This window comes from Allobosea sp., from assembly GCF_035944895.1.
GTDB lineage: Bacteria > Pseudomonadota > Alphaproteobacteria > Rhizobiales > Beijerinckiaceae > Allobosea.
Genome location: NZ_DASZAT010000008.1, coordinates 253,345 through 269,257, shown reverse-complemented (window position 1 = coordinate 269,257; position 15,913 = coordinate 253,345). Strand labels below are relative to the sequence as shown.

General features: G+C 68.3%; 14 protein-coding genes. 8 read left to right on the top strand and 6 right to left on the bottom strand.

Annotation, left to right across the window (positions count from 1 at the left end):
- Positions 1 to 5: 5 nt before the first annotated feature.
- From VGV58_RS12885 to VGV58_RS12875, 3 genes are all read right to left on the bottom strand, one after another.
- Entirely contained in the window at positions 6 to 551 is a 546-nt protein-coding gene (locus VGV58_RS12885) for a (2Fe-2S)-binding protein (RefSeq protein ID WP_326874410.1), read from the bottom strand.
- Positions 548 to 3,373, bottom strand: coding sequence for a xanthine dehydrogenase family protein molybdopterin-binding subunit (locus tag VGV58_RS12880; RefSeq protein WP_326874409.1), 2,826 nt, complete (start codon positions 3,371 to 3,373; stop codon positions 548 to 550). Before VGV58_RS12880 ends, VGV58_RS12885 begins: the two co-directional genes overlap by 4 nt.
- Before the next feature lie 131 nt (positions 3,374 to 3,504).
- The gene (locus tag VGV58_RS12875; protein WP_326874408.1) at positions 3,505 to 4,377 is read right to left on the bottom strand and encodes a MurR/RpiR family transcriptional regulator; all 873 of its coding nucleotides are present in this window, start codon (positions 4,375 to 4,377) and stop codon (positions 3,505 to 3,507) included.
- A 97-nt stretch (positions 4,378 to 4,474) separates the two neighbouring features.
- Here VGV58_RS12875 and VGV58_RS12870 point away from each other — a divergent pair, with 97 nt between their 5' ends.
- The 8 genes from VGV58_RS12870 to VGV58_RS12835 all read left to right on the top strand — a co-directional run bounded on the left by VGV58_RS12870 (position 4,475) and on the right by VGV58_RS12835 (position 12,832).
- A complete protein-coding gene (locus VGV58_RS12870; RefSeq protein ID WP_326874407.1) occupies positions 4,475 to 6,085 on the top strand; it encodes an ABC transporter substrate-binding protein in 1,611 nt (536 codons plus the stop codon).
- Between the two features lie 31 nt (positions 6,086 to 6,116).
- Positions 6,117 to 7,094 (top strand): ABC transporter permease, encoded by a 978-nt coding sequence (locus VGV58_RS12865; protein WP_326874406.1) that lies wholly within the window; start codon positions 6,117 to 6,119, stop codon positions 7,092 to 7,094.
- Positions 7,091 to 7,999, top strand: coding sequence for an ABC transporter permease (locus VGV58_RS12860; RefSeq protein WP_326874405.1), 909 nt, complete (start codon positions 7,091 to 7,093; stop codon positions 7,997 to 7,999). The genes VGV58_RS12865 and VGV58_RS12860 overlap by 4 nt, the downstream gene beginning before the upstream one ends.
- Entirely contained in the window at positions 7,996 to 8,979 is a 984-nt protein-coding gene (locus VGV58_RS12855; protein ID WP_326874404.1) for an ABC transporter ATP-binding protein, read from the top strand. The genes VGV58_RS12860 and VGV58_RS12855 overlap by 4 nt, the downstream gene beginning before the upstream one ends.
- On the top strand, positions 8,976 to 9,983 hold the full coding sequence (locus VGV58_RS12850; protein ID WP_326874403.1) for an ABC transporter ATP-binding protein: 1,008 nt from the start codon (positions 8,976 to 8,978) through the stop codon (positions 9,981 to 9,983). The genes VGV58_RS12855 and VGV58_RS12850 overlap by 4 nt, the downstream gene beginning before the upstream one ends.
- The gene (locus tag VGV58_RS12845) at positions 9,980 to 10,852 is read left to right on the top strand and encodes an alpha/beta hydrolase family protein (protein ID WP_326874402.1); all 873 of its coding nucleotides are present in this window, start codon (positions 9,980 to 9,982) and stop codon (positions 10,850 to 10,852) included. Before VGV58_RS12850 ends, VGV58_RS12845 begins: the two co-directional genes overlap by 4 nt.
- 64 nt (positions 10,853 to 10,916) lie before the next feature.
- Positions 10,917 to 11,546 (top strand): Rossmann-fold NAD(P)-binding domain-containing protein, encoded by a 630-nt coding sequence (locus VGV58_RS12840; protein ID WP_326874401.1) that lies wholly within the window; start codon positions 10,917 to 10,919, stop codon positions 11,544 to 11,546.
- Positions 11,547 to 11,569: 23 nt separating this feature from the next.
- Positions 11,570 to 12,832 (top strand): NAD(P)/FAD-dependent oxidoreductase, encoded by a 1,263-nt coding sequence (locus VGV58_RS12835; RefSeq protein ID WP_326874400.1) that lies wholly within the window; start codon positions 11,570 to 11,572, stop codon positions 12,830 to 12,832.
- Between the two features lies 1 nt (position 12,833).
- On the opposite strand, the gene VGV58_RS12830 is transcribed toward VGV58_RS12835, so the two are convergent.
- Genes VGV58_RS12830 through VGV58_RS12820 form a run of 3 tightly spaced genes read right to left on the bottom strand, consistent with a single transcriptional unit; the run spans position 12,834 to position 15,897 of the window.
- On the bottom strand, positions 12,834 to 13,937 hold the full coding sequence (locus tag VGV58_RS12830; RefSeq protein WP_326874399.1) for a siderophore-interacting protein: 1,104 nt from the start codon (positions 13,935 to 13,937) through the stop codon (positions 12,834 to 12,836).
- 29 nt (positions 13,938 to 13,966) lie between these two features.
- The gene (locus VGV58_RS12825) at positions 13,967 to 15,103 is read right to left on the bottom strand and encodes an ABC transporter substrate-binding protein (protein WP_326874398.1); all 1,137 of its coding nucleotides are present in this window, start codon (positions 15,101 to 15,103) and stop codon (positions 13,967 to 13,969) included.
- Positions 15,100 to 15,897, bottom strand: a complete 798-nt coding sequence (locus tag VGV58_RS12820) for an alpha/beta hydrolase (RefSeq protein WP_326874397.1) — start codon at positions 15,895 to 15,897, stop codon at positions 15,100 to 15,102. The genes VGV58_RS12825 and VGV58_RS12820 overlap by 4 nt, the downstream gene beginning before the upstream one ends.
- Between the last annotated feature and the right edge of the window lie 16 nt (positions 15,898 to 15,913).

Here is a 15,913-nt window from a genome sequence, read left to right as displayed (position 1 = left end):
CAGCCTTACGCCTTCACCAAGCCGGGAGTTTTGAGGGCGAGGTCGCGCACCGCCTCGAAATAGCGGACATAGCCGGTGCAGCGGCAGATATGGCGGTCGAGCGCCTCGCTGATCACCTGCTCCAGCGCCTCGCGCTTGACCGGGTTACGCTTCAGCTGGTCGAGCAGCACCGTCGCGCCGGTGACGAAGCCGGGCGTGCAATAGCCGCACTGGAAGGAGAAATGCTCGATGAAGGCCTGCTGGACCGGCGAGAGCTCGGTGATCGCGCCATTGGCATCGCGCTTGGCCTGCCCCTCCACGGTCCTGATCTTGCGGCCGGCGAACCAGTGTGCGCCGGTGATGCAGGTGCGCATCTCCTCCAGCGAACCGTCGGCCTTTTCCAGCACCACCGTGCAGGCATGGCAGATACCCTGGCCGCAGCCCATGCGCGAGCCGGTGAGGTTCAGGTACTCGTAGAGGAAATCCTGCATCATCATCGTCTCGGGGACGTCGATCGGGCCGACGGCCTTGTCGTTGATGGTCAGGGAGAGCTGCTTGGTCGGGATCGTCATGCCAGCGCCTCTTTGATCCTCTCGGGCGTGAGCGGCAGGGTGTAGAAGCGCTTGCCGATGGCATGGGCGACGCCGTTCACGATCGCCGGCACGACCGCGATCATCACCACCTCGGCCATCCCCTTGGGCGGATCGGTGTCGGAGAGCGGCGGCAGCACCTCGGCCGTCTGCTTCCAGACGGCGACATCCCCGGAGGTCGGCAATTCGTAGCGGTTCCAGTTCCAGGTGCCGTCGCCCGGCCCGTCCTCATAGAGCGGCAGGTACTCCTTCAGGGCATGGCCGATGCCCATGGCGAGCCCGCCCTGGATCTGGCCGGAGACCAGTTCCGGCACGATCTGGTTGCCGCATTCGAGGATGGAGTGGTGCGAGAGCAGGCTGACCTCGCCGCTGCCGGTGTCGACGACGATCTCGGCCAGCGTCGCCATCGGCGCGTAATAGGTGACGCCGGCATTGTTGCGCTGTGCCGGCGGATAGGAGACCGAGGCGCGCTCGACGAAATGCCAGCCTCCTTCAGTCATCAGGGCCTTGCGCTCGGCCGGCGCCCCGTCGCCGTACTTCACCGACAGCGCGTCGATGGCGAAGCGGCGGCGCCCGGATCCTGGCACTTCGAACTCGGCTTCCGCCCACTGCCAGCGATTGAAACTGTGCACGGTGATACCGGTAGCGAGGCCGAGCCGATGCGCCTCGGCTGCGACCTCGGCGAAGGACAGCGGCTGCATCGCCGCGGCCGTAACCTTGCCATTGACGACACGCAGATCCTCGCGGCGCACCGCTTCAGGTGCCATCTGGCCGCCGCCGATGCCGCGCGACCAGAGCGAGCGCGCAGCCGGCCAGATCGTCAGATCAACCAGGATACGGGCGGCTTCGCGCGTCGCATGGCCGAGATAGTAGACGCTGTTGGAGGCGCTCATCGGCGAGGTGAAGCTCGGCGTCCAACGCGGATTGGCCATCCGCCTGTCTTCTTCCTCCTGCGACAGCGTATAGGGCTCGTCGGTCGTCTCCAGCGGCATTTGCGGCCAGCGCACCTTGCCGAACACGGTCTCATCCGGCTGCTTGCCGAGGATGGCGGCGGCCATCACCGCCTGCGATGTCGTCGCGCCCGTGCCGATCTCGTGCGCGACATGCGAGAGCTTCAGCCGCCCGCTCGCATCGAATTCGAGCGCGCAGAGCGCAGCCTCCGCGCCGGTGCCGTAGTCCTTGTGCACATGGCCGTAGCCGACACCGTATTTCTTGCCGGGATTGGCGGCCTCGAACTCGGCCTTGCGCTTCTGCCGGTTCACCCAGAGCGGATGCTTCTCCGCCTTGGCCAGGATCTCGTCATGGCGCAGCGCTCCCGACGGGATCGCGCCCTGCGAGTTCTTCATGCCCGATTTCAGTGCGTTGCGCCGGCGAAATTCCATCGGGTCGAGACCGAGCGCCTCCGCCGCCTCGTCGACCATCATCTCGGTCGCCGCCATGGTCTGCAGCGTGCCGTAGCCGCGCATCGAGCCGGCATCGACCGCGCGCGAAGACATGATCGCCGCTGAGAAATCGCTCTTCGGCAGATAGTAGATCGACTGCGCCGCGGTCGCCCCGACCGTGCCGACCGAGACCGAAAAATTCTCGCGCCCGCCGCCATCGTTCTGGTAGCGACCGGTCATCGCCCGGAACTTGCCGGTCTTGCGATCGATCACCATGACCTTCTCCATCTGGAAGGCATGGCGCTTCAGCGCGGTCTGGAACTGCTCGTAGCGATCGTTTGCGAGCCGGACCGGCCGGCCCTCGCCGTAAAGCCCGGCGAGCACGCAGAAGAACGGGAAGAGCGCGTGGTCCTTGGTGCCGTAACCGACGGTGTAGCCGATCCTGAGGTCGATGCTCCCGAGCGGGAACTTCGACTTCGCCAGCATATGCGCCGCCATCTCGGCGACCTCGTGCGGCGACTGCGTCGCGACCAGCGCATGCAGCACGCCGCTCCCGCGCTCGTACCAGACATTGCCGTTGTCCGCCTCCATCGCCGAGGCGTCGGCCGACTGGGTCGAGTAGGAGCGCCGCAGCACCAGCACGTCGTCGCCGGCAGTGGCGATCTCGCGCTCGATCTCGGCCGCCGCCGCCATGCCGCGCGCCATGGCGTCGCCCTCGCCGGCGGCGGGCCATTGCGGCTCGATGCCCTTGAAGCCGGCGCGGATCGTCGTGTCCTTCAGCGCGGAATAGCGGTCCTCGGCATCGGGATTGCCGCCGTCGATCCGGACATAGCGCGCCGCGCCATAGGGGCCGGGCGTGGTCGAGGGACCCTCGGCGCCATAGCGCACGACCTTGTCGTTGAAGCGCAATTTGCGCTTGGCCGCGTCATAGCGGGCGAAATCGTTGTAGATCAGCATGGCGACGGGCTGGCCGAGCAGCCGCGCCGTCTGCCCCTTCGGCACGAAGAAGACGTCGCCATAGAAGCCCGGCCAGGGCGCCGGCATCGCGACGCCATCGGCGATAAGGTCTTCCTGCAACACCAGCCGGTCGGGCTTGAGATCGTCGCCGAGCAGGGAAAGGTCGACGCCGTCGAAGACGCGGTCGACCCGCGTCGCGTGCAGCATGAAGGCGTGCGCCTGCTCCTTCGGCCAGCCCTCGAGATCGCGGGCGCGATAGTCGCGCGTGAAGGTCTTGCCGCCGGTGACCTTGGCGATGGCGTCGAGCCGGTATTTCGGCTTGCCGCCGGAAAGCCAATCGGCGCCGGGGCGCGGCGGCGTCTCGATCAGTTCGGCCTGTGACGTGGAGGGCAGCAGGGAAATCTTGACGGCGATGCCGGCGGCACCGGCCTTGAGGAAGCTTCTGCGCGACAGATCCGCCTTCACGCGCGATCTCCCCCTGCTTTTCCTACGAGCACATCTCGTTTTCGCGAATCATTCTAAAAGCAGATGGTGGGCGCGTACATGGGATTGTTGCTCGGCCTGGTTGTGCGATGCGGCGAAGAGTGAACCGAAGCCTAATAGTGGAAGGTCCAGAGCAGGCTTTCGCTCAGGCCCTTCAGCGCCTCGACCGCGTCGGGGCGCTCGCGCGCCAGCGTGGTGATCAGCGCATCGGCCACGGCGAAGGCGGCGGTCGGCGAATTCGGCAGGAAGCTGTTGCGGGCGGGAGCGAAGAAGGTCATGTCGGCCAGCGGTACCAGCGGCGATGACGGACTGTCGGTCAGGGCGACCAGGACGGCGCCGCGCTTCTTGGCGAACTTCGCGAGCTCGAGCGTGGCGCGCGAATAGCGCGGCAGCGAGATCGCGATGACGACGTCCTGCGGCCCGGCCGAGAGCATGTGGCGCACGGCGCGTTCCGGTCCTCCCCGCGACGAGGCGAAGACCACCTCGGCATCGAGATAGAGCGCCAGCCCATCCTCGAGGAAGGCGCCGACATAGTGGCTGGCGCCGGAGCCGACGATGAAGATGCGGCGCGCCTTCAGCATCAGGCCGATGGCGCGGTTGACCGTCTCCTCCTCCAGCGTCGCGATGGCTTCGTCGAGATTGGCGGCCTCGCCCTTCAGCGTCGTCGCCATGGTGGCGAAGACCGAGCCGGCGGTAGCACGCGCATCGGCGAGCCCTTCGACCGGCGCGAGCGCAACCTTGAGCGCCGTGGACAGTGCCGCGCGGAAATCGCCGTAATTGCGGTAACCCAGCGCCCGGACGAAGCGGGTCACGGTCGCGGTTGAGGTGCCGCTCTTCTCGGCCAGTCCCTCGATCGTCACCGTCGCCGAGTCGAGCGGGCTCTGCAGCACGAAGTCCGCCGCCTTGCGATGGCCCTCGCTCAGCGAGGGGTAGATCCGGGCGATGCGGTTGGCGAGATCCGTCGTCGGCTTCAGGGCGCGTGACATGGCTCTCCTGCTGATTGACGTCGGATCATTTTCATGTTTGCTACCGCGTGAAAATAAAGCTGTCAAAACGACCAGCTACGGGAACGGAGACCGACCGATGCGTCAGCGCGCGCTCATCACCATCCTGCTCGGCGCCAGCATGCTGAGCGCGCCCGCCATGGCGCAGACCCTGCGTATTGCGCTCGCCTCCGAGCCGACCGCCGTCGACCCGCATTATCACGACCTCACCCCCAACAATGCGCTGGCCCAGCACATCTTCGACAACCTCGTGCGGCAGGACGAGAAGCAGGCGCTGCAGCCCGGCCTCGCCACCTCCTGGGAGAATGACGGCAAGAACCGCTGGACCTTCAAGCTGCGCCAGGGCGTCAAGTTCACCAACGGCCAGTCCTTCGGCGCGCAGGATGTGGTCTTCACCTTCTGCCGCACGCTGAAGAACGAGACCAAGGTCTCCGATTCCTTCGCCGATATCACCGGCAATTTCGCCAAGGTCGAGACCCCGGACGCCGGCACGCTGGTCATCGAGACCAAGGAGCCGGAGCCTCTGCTGCCGAACCTGCTCTCGGGCCTGCCGATCCTCTCCGCCTCGATCGTCCAGCATGGCGAGATCAAGTACGACATCGCCAGCAATTGCGGCGTCACCGGCCCCTGGCCGGCGGTCAACAACTTCAACGACGGCACGATGGCGATCGGCACCGGGCCGTACAAGCTGAAGTCCTATGTGCGCGGCTCGGCGATCGAGCTCGAGCGCAACCCGGATTACTGGGGTGGCCAGCAGCCCTGGGCCGCCGTGCGCTTCCTGCCGGTGACCAATGCCGGCCCGCGTCTCGCCGGCCTGCTCGCCGGCGACTATGACGTGATCGAGAACCCGGCGGCGCGCGACCTTGCCCGCATCAAGAGCGACAAGCGCTTCGGCTCGGTCATCACGCCCTCGACCCGCGTGGTCTATTTCCAGCTCGACGTCGCCCGCGACGAGAGCCCCTTCGTCAAGGCCCCCGACGGCAAGAACCCGCTGAAGGATGCCCGCGTGCGCAAGGCGATGTCGCTCGCCATCGACCGCGAGGCCATCGTCAAGCGCATCATGGACGGCGCCGCCGAGCCGGCCTACCAGTACCTGCCGACCGGCATGTTCGGCACGCTGCCGAACCCGCCCAAGCTCGCCTATGACCCGGCCGCTGCGAAGAAGCTGCTGGCCGAGGCCGGCTATCCCAACGGCTTCCAGCTGACGCTGTCCTCGACCAATGACCGCTACATCAACGACAGCCAGATCACCCAGGCCGTTGCGCAGTACCTGACCCAGATCGGCATCAAGGCCGAGGTCGATGCGATGACCCGCGCGATCTACTTCCCGCGCCGCGCCAAGAAGGAATTCAGCGTCGCGATCGGCGGCTGGGGCTCGGCGACCGGCGAGGCCGCCTCCTTCCTGCGCCAGTGGCCGCCGACCCCGAACGAGGCCAAGACCCTCGGCGGCTCGAACTATGGCGGCTACAAGAACGACGAGTTCGACAAGGTGATCCGCGCCGCGGTCTCCCAGCTCGACGACAAGAAGCGCGCCGAATTGCTGCAGCAGGCGATGAAGCTCGTCCTCGACGACGGCGCCTTCATTCCGCTCCACTTCGAAAGCGGCATCTGGGCCCACAAGGCCGAGCTCGCCGTCACCGGCCGCGCCGATCAGTTCATGCTCGCCATGTCGGTGAAGCCGGCGAAGTAAGCCGGCAAGCACTCGCCCGAGGCTCAGTGCCATGACCGCCTTTGTCCTGCAGCGGCTGATCCAGAGCGTGCTCGTGCTGCTCGCGGTCTCGGTCGTGGTCTTCTTCGCGGTCTACGGCATCGGTGATCCGATCGAGCTACTGGTCTCGCCCTCGGCCAGCGCGGCCGAGCGCGAAGCGCTGATCCGCCGCCTCGGGCTCGACCTGCCGGTCTGGCAGCAATACCTGACCTTCATGGCCAATGCGCTGAAGGGCGATCTCGGCCGCTCCTTCGTGCATGGCATCCCGGCGCTGCAACTGATCCTGCAGCGCCTGCCGGCGACCTTCGAACTCGTGCTGCTGGCGATGACGCTGGCGCTCGCCGCCGGCATCCCGCTCGGCCTGATGGCGGGCTTGAACCCCGACAGCCGGCGCGCCCGCATCGTCATGGCCGGCACCGTGCTCGGCTTCTCGCTGCCGAGCTTCTGGAAGGGCATGATGCTGATCCTGCTCTTCGCCGTCTGGCTCGGCTGGCTGCCGACCGCGGGGCGCGGCGAGACGGTCTCGCTGCTCGGCATCCAGACCAGCCTTTTGACCTTGGACGGCCTGCAGCACATCGCCCTGCCCGCCCTCAACCTCGCCATTCCCAACCTTGCGCTGATCGTGCGCCTCGTCGCCGCCGGCACCACCGAGACGATGACGCAGGACTACGTCAAATACGCCCGCGCCAAGGGCGTGCGCCCGAAGCGCATCGTCAACCGGCACATCCTGCGCAACATCCTGATCCCGGTCGTCACCGTGGTCGGCGTCGAGTTCGGCAGCCTCGTGGCCTTCTCGACCATCACCGAGACCGTCTTCGCCTGGCCGGGCATGGGCAAGCTGCTGATCGACTCGGTCTACCAGCTCGATCGGCCGGTGGTCGTCGCCTATGTCCTGCTGGCGACGCTGCTCTTCGTCACCGTCAACTTCCTGGTCGATGTGCTCTATGCCGCGCTCGACCCGCGGGTGAAGCTCGCCGGAGAGCAGGCATGAGCCTGGACGCTCCCCGCCTCGCCGGCCCCATCAAGGCCGACACACCGCTGCGCGAGAAGGTGCTGCGCCATCTGCGCAATCGCCCGACCACGCGCGGCGCGGCGATCCTGCTCGGGATCATGGTGGCGCTCGCTCTGCTGGCGCCGTTCATCACGCCGCAGAACCCGCACGACCTCGGCTCGCTCAGCGTCATGGACAACCGGCTGGCACCCGGCGAGCAGGGCATGAGCGGCTTCACCTTCTGGCTCGGCAGCGATGCGCAGGGCCGCGACATGCTGAGCGCCATCCTCTACGGCCTGCGCACCAGCCTGCTCGTGGGCCTTGCCTCGACCGTCGGCGCGCTCTCGATCGGCATCCTCGCCGGCCTCGCCGCGGCGCAGTTCGGCGGCGTGGTCGACGCGATCATCATGCGCATCGTCGACTTCATGCTCGGCTTCCCCTCGATCCTGGTCGCGCTGGTGCTGCTCGCCTCGATCGGGCGCGGGGTCGACAAGGTCATCCTCGCCATCGTGCTGGTGCAATGGGCGCAGTACGCCCGGCTGATGCGGGCGGCGGCGCTGGTCGAGCGGCGCAAGGAATATATCGAGGCGGCCGTGAATTTCGGCCTGCCGACCCGCCACATCATGCTGGCGCATCTGCTGCCGAACTCGGTCGGCGCCGTGCTCGTCGTCGCCTCGATCAGCATCGCCTCGGCGATCACGCTGGAGGCGACGCTGTCCTTCCTCGGCGTCGGCGTGCCGGTGACGCAGCCCTCGCTCGGCCTGCTCATCGCCAACGGCTTCGAATTCCTGCTCTCCGGCGAATACTGGATCGCCGTCTTCCCCGGCATCGCGCTCGTGCTCCTGATCATGTCGCTCAACCTCGTCGGCGATCGCCTGCGCCGCAGCTTCAACGTGCGCGCATGAGCGACGCTCCCCTCCTTTCCGTGCGCGGCCTCAAGACCGTGTTCCATGCGCAGGACGGCGCCTGGCCGGCGGTCGACGGCGTCGACTTCTCCGTCGCAAAGGGCGAGGTGCTCGGCCTCGTCGGCGAATCCGGCTCGGGCAAGTCTGTAACCGGCTTCTCGCTGGTGCAGCTGATCGATCCGCCGGGCGAAGTCGTCGCCGGCGAGGTGCTGTTCGACGGCGATGATCTGCGCGCCGCCTCGCAGGAACGGCTGCGCCAATTGCGCGGCGACCGGATCGCGATGATCTTCCAGGATCCGCTGATGACGCTGAACCCGGTGCTCAGCATCGGCGAGCAGATGAGCGAGGCGATCCTCGAGCATCGCGCCTGCAGCCGGCAGGAGGCGCTCGGCAAGGCGGCAAAGGCGCTGGCGCGCGTCGGCATCTCCTCGCCGGAAGCCCGCCTCAAGCAGTATCCGCATGAATTCTCCGGCGGCATGCGCCAGCGCGTCGCGATCGCGACCGCGCTCCTGAACGATCCCGACCTGATCATCGCCGACGAGCCGACCACGGCGCTCGACGTCACCATCCAGGCGCAGATCCTCTACGAGGTGCAGAAGCTTTCGCGCGAGAGCGGGGCCGCGGTGATCTGGATCACCCATGACCTCGCGGTGGTGGCCGAGCTCGCCGACCGCGTGGCGGTGATGTATGCCGGGCGCATCGTCGAGATCGGCGAGGTCGAGACCGTGCTCGACCGGCCGCGCCATCCCTATACGCTCGGCCTGCTCAATTCCTCCGCCACCATGGTCGAGCCGGGCGAGCGCCTGCACCAGATCGACGGCATGGCGCCGCGCATCGACTCGCGTCCCTCCGGCTGTCCGTTCCGGCCGCGCTGCGAGCGGGCGCTGCCGATCTGCGCCGACAGCGATCCGCAGCCGCAGGCCTTTGATGGCCGCACGCTGCGCTGCCACAACCCCGTGCCGGATCAGGTGGCGGCATGAGCGAGACCCTGTTCGAGCTGCGCGGCGTCCGCAAATATTTCCGCGGCAAGGCCAATATGGCCGAGCGCATCCTGACCGCGATCGGCCGGCACGCGCCGCCCTCGACGCTTAAGGCTGTCGACGGCGTCGATCTCAGCGTCCGCAAGGGCGAGGTGCTCGGCCTCGTCGGCGAATCCGGCTGCGGCAAGTCGACTTTGGCGCGGATCGCCACCGGCATCCTGCCGCCGACCGAGGGCGAGGTCTTCTACAAGGGGCGCTCGGCCGCGGCGCTGAAGGGCAAGGACCGGCTCGATTATCTGCTCAAGGTGCAGATGATCTTCCAGGACCCCTATGCCTCGCTCGATCCGCGCATGCGGGTGAGCCGTATCGTCGGCGAGGCTCTCGCGGTCCACAAGCTGGTGCCGAAGGCCGAGCTCGACGGCGCGGTCGACCGGGCGCTGTCCGAGGTCGGGCTCGACCTCGCCTATCGCGAGCGCTACCCGCACCAGTTCTCCGGCGGCCAGCGCCAGCGCATCGGCATCGCCCGGGCGCTCGCGGTCAAGCCGGATTTCCTGGTCTGCGACGAGCCGGTCTCGGCGCTCGACGTCTCGATCCAGGCGCAGGTGATCAACCTGTTCATGGATGTGCGCGAGCGGCACGGGCTGACCTATCTCTTCGTCAGCCACGATCTCGGCCTCGTCCGCCATATCAGCGACCGCGTCGCGATCATGTATCTCGGCCGCATCGTCGAGATCGGCAGCGCAACCTCAATCTTCGCCGAGCCGGCGCACCCCTATAGCGCCGCTTTGATCAAGGCGATCCCCTCGGCGGCACGGCGCAGGAGCAGCTTCCAGCCGCTCAAGGGCGAACTGCCCTCGCCGCTGGCCCCACCGCCCGGCTGTCCGTTCCACCCGCGCTGCGAGCACGCCATGGCGGTTTGCCGCGAGGTCCGCCCGGACCTTACGGAGATCGCTCCCGGCCGCAGCGCCGCCTGCCACCTGCACACGACAGCGAAAGCCGCATGACCACGCTCGTTCTCGATCCGCCACAGGGCCGCAACACGCTGCCCTTCATCGACGCCCGCCATCCGGAGCGACCTCTGGAGATCAATTTCTACCGGCCGGCGCGGCATCGTCCCGAGGATGAAGTCGTGTTCGTGCAGCACGGGATGCTGCGTAATGGCGACGACTACCGCGACTTCTGGATCGACGCCGCCGAGAAGCACAGCCTCCTGATCGTCGCGCCGACTTTCGGCAACGAGCATTTCCCCAAGGCCGAGAGCTACAATAATGGCCTCGTCGTCGGCGAGGATGGCACGATCGCCGCTTCCAAGGACTGGCTGTACTCCATTCCCGCCCGCGTACTGGCGGCGTTGCGCCAGGCCGGCGTCACCACGCGCGATAAGGTCAAGCTGTTCGGCCACTCCGCCGGCGGCCAGTTCGTCCATCGCCTGCTGGCGACGCAAAGCGAGACCCCCTACGAGGTCGCCTTCCCCGCCAATTCCGGCTGGTACACGCTGCCGACGCTGGAGCGGCGCTTTCCGGAAGGGCTCGGCGGGCTCGGCCTCGGCGAGGCGGATCTCGCGCGCTGGCTCGCCTGGCCAATGGTGATCTTCGCCGGCGATCAGGACATCGTCACGGATGACCCCAACCTGCCGACGCAGCCGGAGGCTCTGGCGCAGGGGCCGATGCGCTATGCCCGCGCCCATTTCATGCTCGACTTCGCCAGGGCGGAAGCAGCCCGCCGCGGCCTGCCCTGCAACTGGACGCTGATCACCGTGCCCGGCATTGGCCATGACGGCGCGGCGATGTCGCGCGCCGCCGCTGCCTGGTGGTATGAAGGCCGCATCCCGTCGGTCGAGGAGCTGAAACCGGAGGCGACGGCAGTCGCCTGAGGCTCGACCGGCCAAGCCCGATCTGCGACATCTGGCGTTCGGTTTTGACGGGAGGCAGATCGCGATGAAGCTGCTGCTGGCGGGTGCGACGGGACTGGTCGGCGGCCATGTTCTGGCGCAGGCACTCGCCGATCCGCGCATCGATGCGGTGGTTGCTCCGACGCGCCGCGCCCTGCCGGCCCATCCCAAGCTCCTCGCACCGACCGTCGACTTCGAGGCGCTGCCCGAGGATGCGCCCTGGTGGGCGGCGGATGCGGCGATCTCAGCGCTCGGCACCACAATCCGCACTGCCGGCTCGCAGGACGCTTTCCGGCGGGTCGATCACGATTATCAGCTTGCCGTCGCCAGGCTTGCCCGCCGGCACGGCACACCGGTCTTCGTCCTGAACTCGGCGCTCGGCGCCGATCCGGCCTCGCGCATCTTCTATAATCGGGTGAAGGGCGAGCTGGAGCGGGATCTCACCGGCCTCGACTTCGCCTCGCTGACCTTTGTCAGGCCGGGGCTGATCGGCGGTGAGCGGCGCGAAAGCCGCCCCGCCGAACGCGCCGCGCTCGTCCTGCTTGGTATCCTCGGCCCGCTGCTGCCTCGCGCCTGGCGCATCAATCCGGCCAGGCGCATCGCCGCCGCGATGATCGAGGCCGCCATCGCAGCAAAGTCAGGGACGCATGTCGTCACCTCGGCTGAGCTCATCTGAACGAGAACAGCGCGAGCGAGGCGATGACGACCGCAGGACGACAGGCCGATGTGATCGTGCTCGGGGCCGGCATCGTCGGCGTCAGCATCGCCCTGCATCTGCAGGAGCGCGGCCGCAGCGTCCTGCTGGTCGACCGCGGCGAGCCCGGAGCCGAGACCAGCCATGGCAATGCCGGGCTGATCGAACGCGCCTCGGTCGTCCCCTACGCCTTCCCGCGCAACCTCGCGACGCTTCTCGCCTTTGCCTCGAACCGCTCGATCGCAGTGCGCTACCGGCCCGCCGCCCTGCTGCGGATGGCGCCCTGGCTCGCACGTTATTGGTGGAATTCGGCGCCCGACCGGCTCGACAGGTTGGGACGCGCCATCCTGCCGCTGATCGAGCGCTGCATCGACGAGCATCGGCACTGGACCAAGGCCGCCGGCACCGAAGCCCTGATGCGCAGTGAGGGCTGGATCGAGCTCTATCGCAACCACCGCGACCTGCAGCAGGCGGCGAAGGCGGCAGAGGAACTCGCGCCCTATCGCCTTACCTATGATGTCCTGGACGAAGCCGCATTGCGGGCGCGCGAACCGGGGCTGCTACCGGGCGCAATCGCCGGCGCGGTACATTGGCGCGATCCGGAGACGGTCAGCGATCCCGGCGCGGTGACGCGCGCCTACGCCGCCCTTTTCGCTGCGCGCGGCGGCGAGCTGCGACGCGCCGACGCGACCAGCCTGCAGCGGGACGGCACGGGCTGGCGCCTGCCGGCCAGTGGCGAGGACTGGCGCGCGCCCGAAGCCGTCGTCGCGCTGGGCCCCTGGTCGAACGATCTCTGCGAACGACTCGGCTATCGTTTCCCGCTCGGCTTCAAGCGTGGCTACCACATGCATTACGCAGCCATGGACGGGGCTGCCCCGCGACATCCGCTCTGCGATGTCGAGGCCGGCTTCGTGGTGACCCCGATGACGCGTGGCATTCGCCTGACCACCGGCATCGAGCTTGCCGCGCGCGACGCACCCTCTGATTCCTGGCAGCTCGACCAGGCCGAGACCGTCGCCCGCCGGATCATGCCATTGGGCGAACGCCTCGATGCCGAACCCTGGCGCGGTGCCCGCCCCTGCCTGCCGGACATGCTGCCGATCATCGGCCCGGCGCCCCGGCATCGCGGCCTCTGGCTCGCCTTCGGCCACGCCCATCACGGCTTCACGCTCGGCCCGGCAACCGGGCGACTGCTGGCCGAGATGATGACCGGGCAGGCTCCGTTCTGCGATGCCGCGCCCTTCGCGGCCGCCCGCTTCGCGCACTGATCTAAGCGGCCTTGCGCTTCTCCGCCGCGTGTTGCTCCTCCGAGATACCGGCGCGCCAGTAGCTGACGACGAGATGTGCATCGATGTCGGAGCGCAGATACTGGCGTGCCGCGGCACGGATCTCGCGGAAGGCAGCGTGCTCGCAGGCGGCCCAGAGATAAAGGCTGCCCTCGCCCGCCGGCCAGTCGAGCGTTGCCAATGCGTCGGTCAGCAGGCTCGTCGAGCCCGGCGCCGCACCGTCGCGATGCAGCCAGCGCAAGTTGATCCCTTCCGGCATGGCGAGAGGCTGGCGCTCCGCGGCATCGGCGATTTCGACCAACGCGAGGCCGGACGCATCAGCCGGCAGATGCTCCAGCATGCGGGCGAGCGCCGGCAGGCCGGTCTCGTCGGCGAGGAAGAGGTAGCGCTCAGCCTGCTTCAGCCCGCGCCCGCCCGGCCCGGCCATGCCGATGCGGTCGCCGATCTCTACGCGCGCTGCGAAGGCCGAGCCCGGCCCGGCGTCGTCATGCAGCACGAAATCGATGGCGAGCGTGCCGGCTGCAACATCGATCTCGCGGATCGTATATTTGCGGACTGCCGGCCGCTGTCCTTCCGGCGGCGCCTGCAGCAGCCCATCTGCGCCGATCATCGGCCAGACCGGCTCGGCAAGGCCCGCCGGCGGGATGAACAGGCGCACATGCAGCGCCTCCAGAGAATCGTAGCGAGCAAGGTCCTCGCCGCGGAAGCGGATGCGGCGCATATGCGGCGTCAATTGCTCGACGCCGGTCACGCTCAGCACGCGGAAATCCGGCGGCAGCATCGGCTCGGCGCCGTCGCCGAGCCAGCGGATCGCAGGGGCGGCGCCTTCCGGCGCGAACTCGACGACATGGCTCGCAATCGCGAACTTGTTGCCTTGCAGCTGGGCGAGATCGGGAGCCTCGATCGCCACGGACAGGGCTCCCGGCTCCACGGTCAGCTCCGCCCGGCTGTCGCCGAAGCTGATCGTCGTCACGCCATCGGCCTCGCTGATTTCAGCCTCGTGCTCGAGCAGATGCTCGCAGAGCGGGCGCAGCACGGCAGCGGGGTCCGGCAAGACAATACGCGTTTGCGCGCGAAGCATGGTCATCGGGAGGTATCCTGTCGCTGTCCCGGCTGTCAGGGCTTGGCCTGGCCGGCACTTTCGATCCAGAGCGCGCCGTCGAGCGGAATCGCCGAGAAACGGCGGGAGATTTCGTCCAGCGTCGCCTGCGGATCGACATCGGCGAAGCGATCGGGGTGGAACCATGTCGCCAGCCGCTCGATGGCGACGATGTGGAGCGGGGTATCGTTGAAGAGCTGCCAGAGCCCGTAGGCCCGGTGATTGCGCACGGCGGCGAGCGCGGCGATGCCGGGCCGTCCCAGCAGCGCGGCGAAGCTCTGCGCTGAGGTCTCGCGGGGCACGCCCAGCCCGAGGACGAGGCCACCGAGCTTTGCCAGATGGGTGCCCCCGGTCCCGACATAGATCGCGGGATCGGCGGCCAGCAGCTGCTCGAGGCTGATCTGCCCGGTCGCGCCCGGCAGCATCGCGGCGGCGATATTGCGGCCGCCAGCCGCGGTGATGAAGTCGTCGAAGGTGCCCTTGCCCGGCGTCGGGCAGCAATCGAAGCCGCCGGCATGGGCATGCATGAAGACAGCCGGACGTTCCGCGCCGCGCACGCGTTCCTCGATCAGGCGCCGGCGCTCCTCGTAGAAGCGGATATAGGCCTCGGCCTGCTCTTCGCGGCCGATCAGCTTGCCGAGGATGCGCAGGCTCGGCAGCGTGTCGCGCATCGGCTGCAGGTAGAAATCGACCACGGCGACCTTGATGCCGGCCGCCTCGAAACGCTGGACGAGATCGCCCGGCCCGCGCCGCGTGCCGGCGAGCGACGAGCTGAGGATCACCAGGTCCGGTGACAGCGACACCGCCTTCTCGAAGGAGAAGCCGTCCTGCGTGCCGCCGTCGCCGACAGTCGGCACGCTCTCGATCGCCGGGAACTTGGCGAGATAGCGGGCATAGGCGTCGGGGTTCTGGCGGCGATGATCGGCGCCCCAGCCGGCCAGCAGGCTGATCGGGTCGGGATGAAGCAGCCCGAGCGCATTGAGCTGGCGTCCCTGCGCCAGCACGATCCGCTTCGCCGGCCCGGGCAAGATCACGCTGCGCCCGAGCAGGTCGGTCACGGTGATCCGCTCGGCGCGGGCCGGCAGCGCCAGCGCGCAAAGCAAGGCGGCGGCGAGCAGCAGCCGCATCAGGGGCTGTAACGGCAAGGCGATCATGGCGTGCCTCTCTGGCCGATGTCTTCGCCGAGCGTGAAGGCGACCGCGCGCGACAGCATGGCCGGAAGGACGGAGATATGGTTCTCGCCCGCGAAGACGACATGCTCGCAGGCAACCCGCCCCGAGGCGGTCAGCGCCCCAGCCATCTCGGCGGCGTTGTCGAGCATCCGCGCCATGCGCAGGCGCGCCGCCCGCTGCGGATCACGCCGCTCGTCGCCGTTCTGCTCGTCACCGCCGACGGCGATCAACAGGCGCGGGGCGTTCGCCGCCACAGGTAAACGCAGGAACCGCTCGCGCGTCTTGAGGATGGCGCGCTCCTCCCACCAGATCGACGGGCTGCCGGCGACATAGCTGCGGAACAGGCCGGGCCGCGCGAACAGCGCGTAGAGGGAAAAGAGCCCGCCGAAGGAATGGCCGGCCAGCGACAGGCGCGCCCGGTCGATCGGCGCGAATCGTTCGACCTGCGCCAGGATTCCACCTTCGATCAGGTCGAGGAAGCGGTCGGCGCCGCCATCCGCCGGCAGGAGGTCACGCCGGCGCCGCTCGGCGTCGAAGGGCGCCGCGCCGGGATAGCCGATGCCGAGGATCACAGCCGGACCGACGCCGGTCACCTCGGGGCGACCGCCCTGCAACCGCGCGGCGGACAGCGCCGTCGGGAACAGCGCATCGCCATCGACGACAATCAGGACGGGAAAGCCCGCAGCCGGCGCCGGCACGGACGGGATCCCCACCAGGAGCCGATACTCGGCTCCTCCAGGCGCGACGAAGGCGAGGCCGTGCGTCTGCGGCAGCACGACCGGCCGGGAAGCC

Bases quoted from the DNA above. Each gene is read 5' to 3' on its own strand.
- VGV58_RS12840 (WP_326874401.1), top strand. From the start codon at position 10,917: ATGAAGCTGCTGCTGGCGGGTGCGACGGGACTGGTCGGCGGCCATGTT.
- VGV58_RS12845 (WP_326874402.1), top strand. From the start codon at position 9,980: ATGACCACGCTCGTTCTCGATCCGCCACAGGGCCGCAACACGCTGCCC.
- VGV58_RS12875 (WP_326874408.1), bottom strand. From the start codon at position 4,377: ATGTCACGCGCCCTGAAGCCGACGACGGATCTCGCCAACCGCATCGCC.
- VGV58_RS12865 (WP_326874406.1), top strand. From the start codon at position 6,117: ATGACCGCCTTTGTCCTGCAGCGGCTGATCCAGAGCGTGCTCGTGCTG.
- VGV58_RS12870 (WP_326874407.1), top strand. From the start codon at position 4,475: ATGCGTCAGCGCGCGCTCATCACCATCCTGCTCGGCGCCAGCATGCTG.
- VGV58_RS12885 (WP_326874410.1), bottom strand. From the start codon at position 551: ATGACGATCCCGACCAAGCAGCTCTCCCTGACCATCAACGACAAGGCC.
- VGV58_RS12860 (WP_326874405.1), top strand. From the start codon at position 7,091: ATGAGCCTGGACGCTCCCCGCCTCGCCGGCCCCATCAAGGCCGACACA.
- VGV58_RS12835 (WP_326874400.1), top strand. From the start codon at position 11,570: ATGACGACCGCAGGACGACAGGCCGATGTGATCGTGCTCGGGGCCGGC.
- VGV58_RS12830 (WP_326874399.1), bottom strand. From the start codon at position 13,937: ATGACCATGCTTCGCGCGCAAACGCGTATTGTCTTGCCGGACCCCGCT.
- VGV58_RS12825 (WP_326874398.1), bottom strand. From the start codon at position 15,103: ATGATCGCCTTGCCGTTACAGCCCCTGATGCGGCTGCTGCTCGCCGCC.
- VGV58_RS12850 (WP_326874403.1), top strand. From the start codon at position 8,976: ATGAGCGAGACCCTGTTCGAGCTGCGCGGCGTCCGCAAATATTTCCGC.
- VGV58_RS12855 (WP_326874404.1), top strand. From the start codon at position 7,996: ATGAGCGACGCTCCCCTCCTTTCCGTGCGCGGCCTCAAGACCGTGTTC.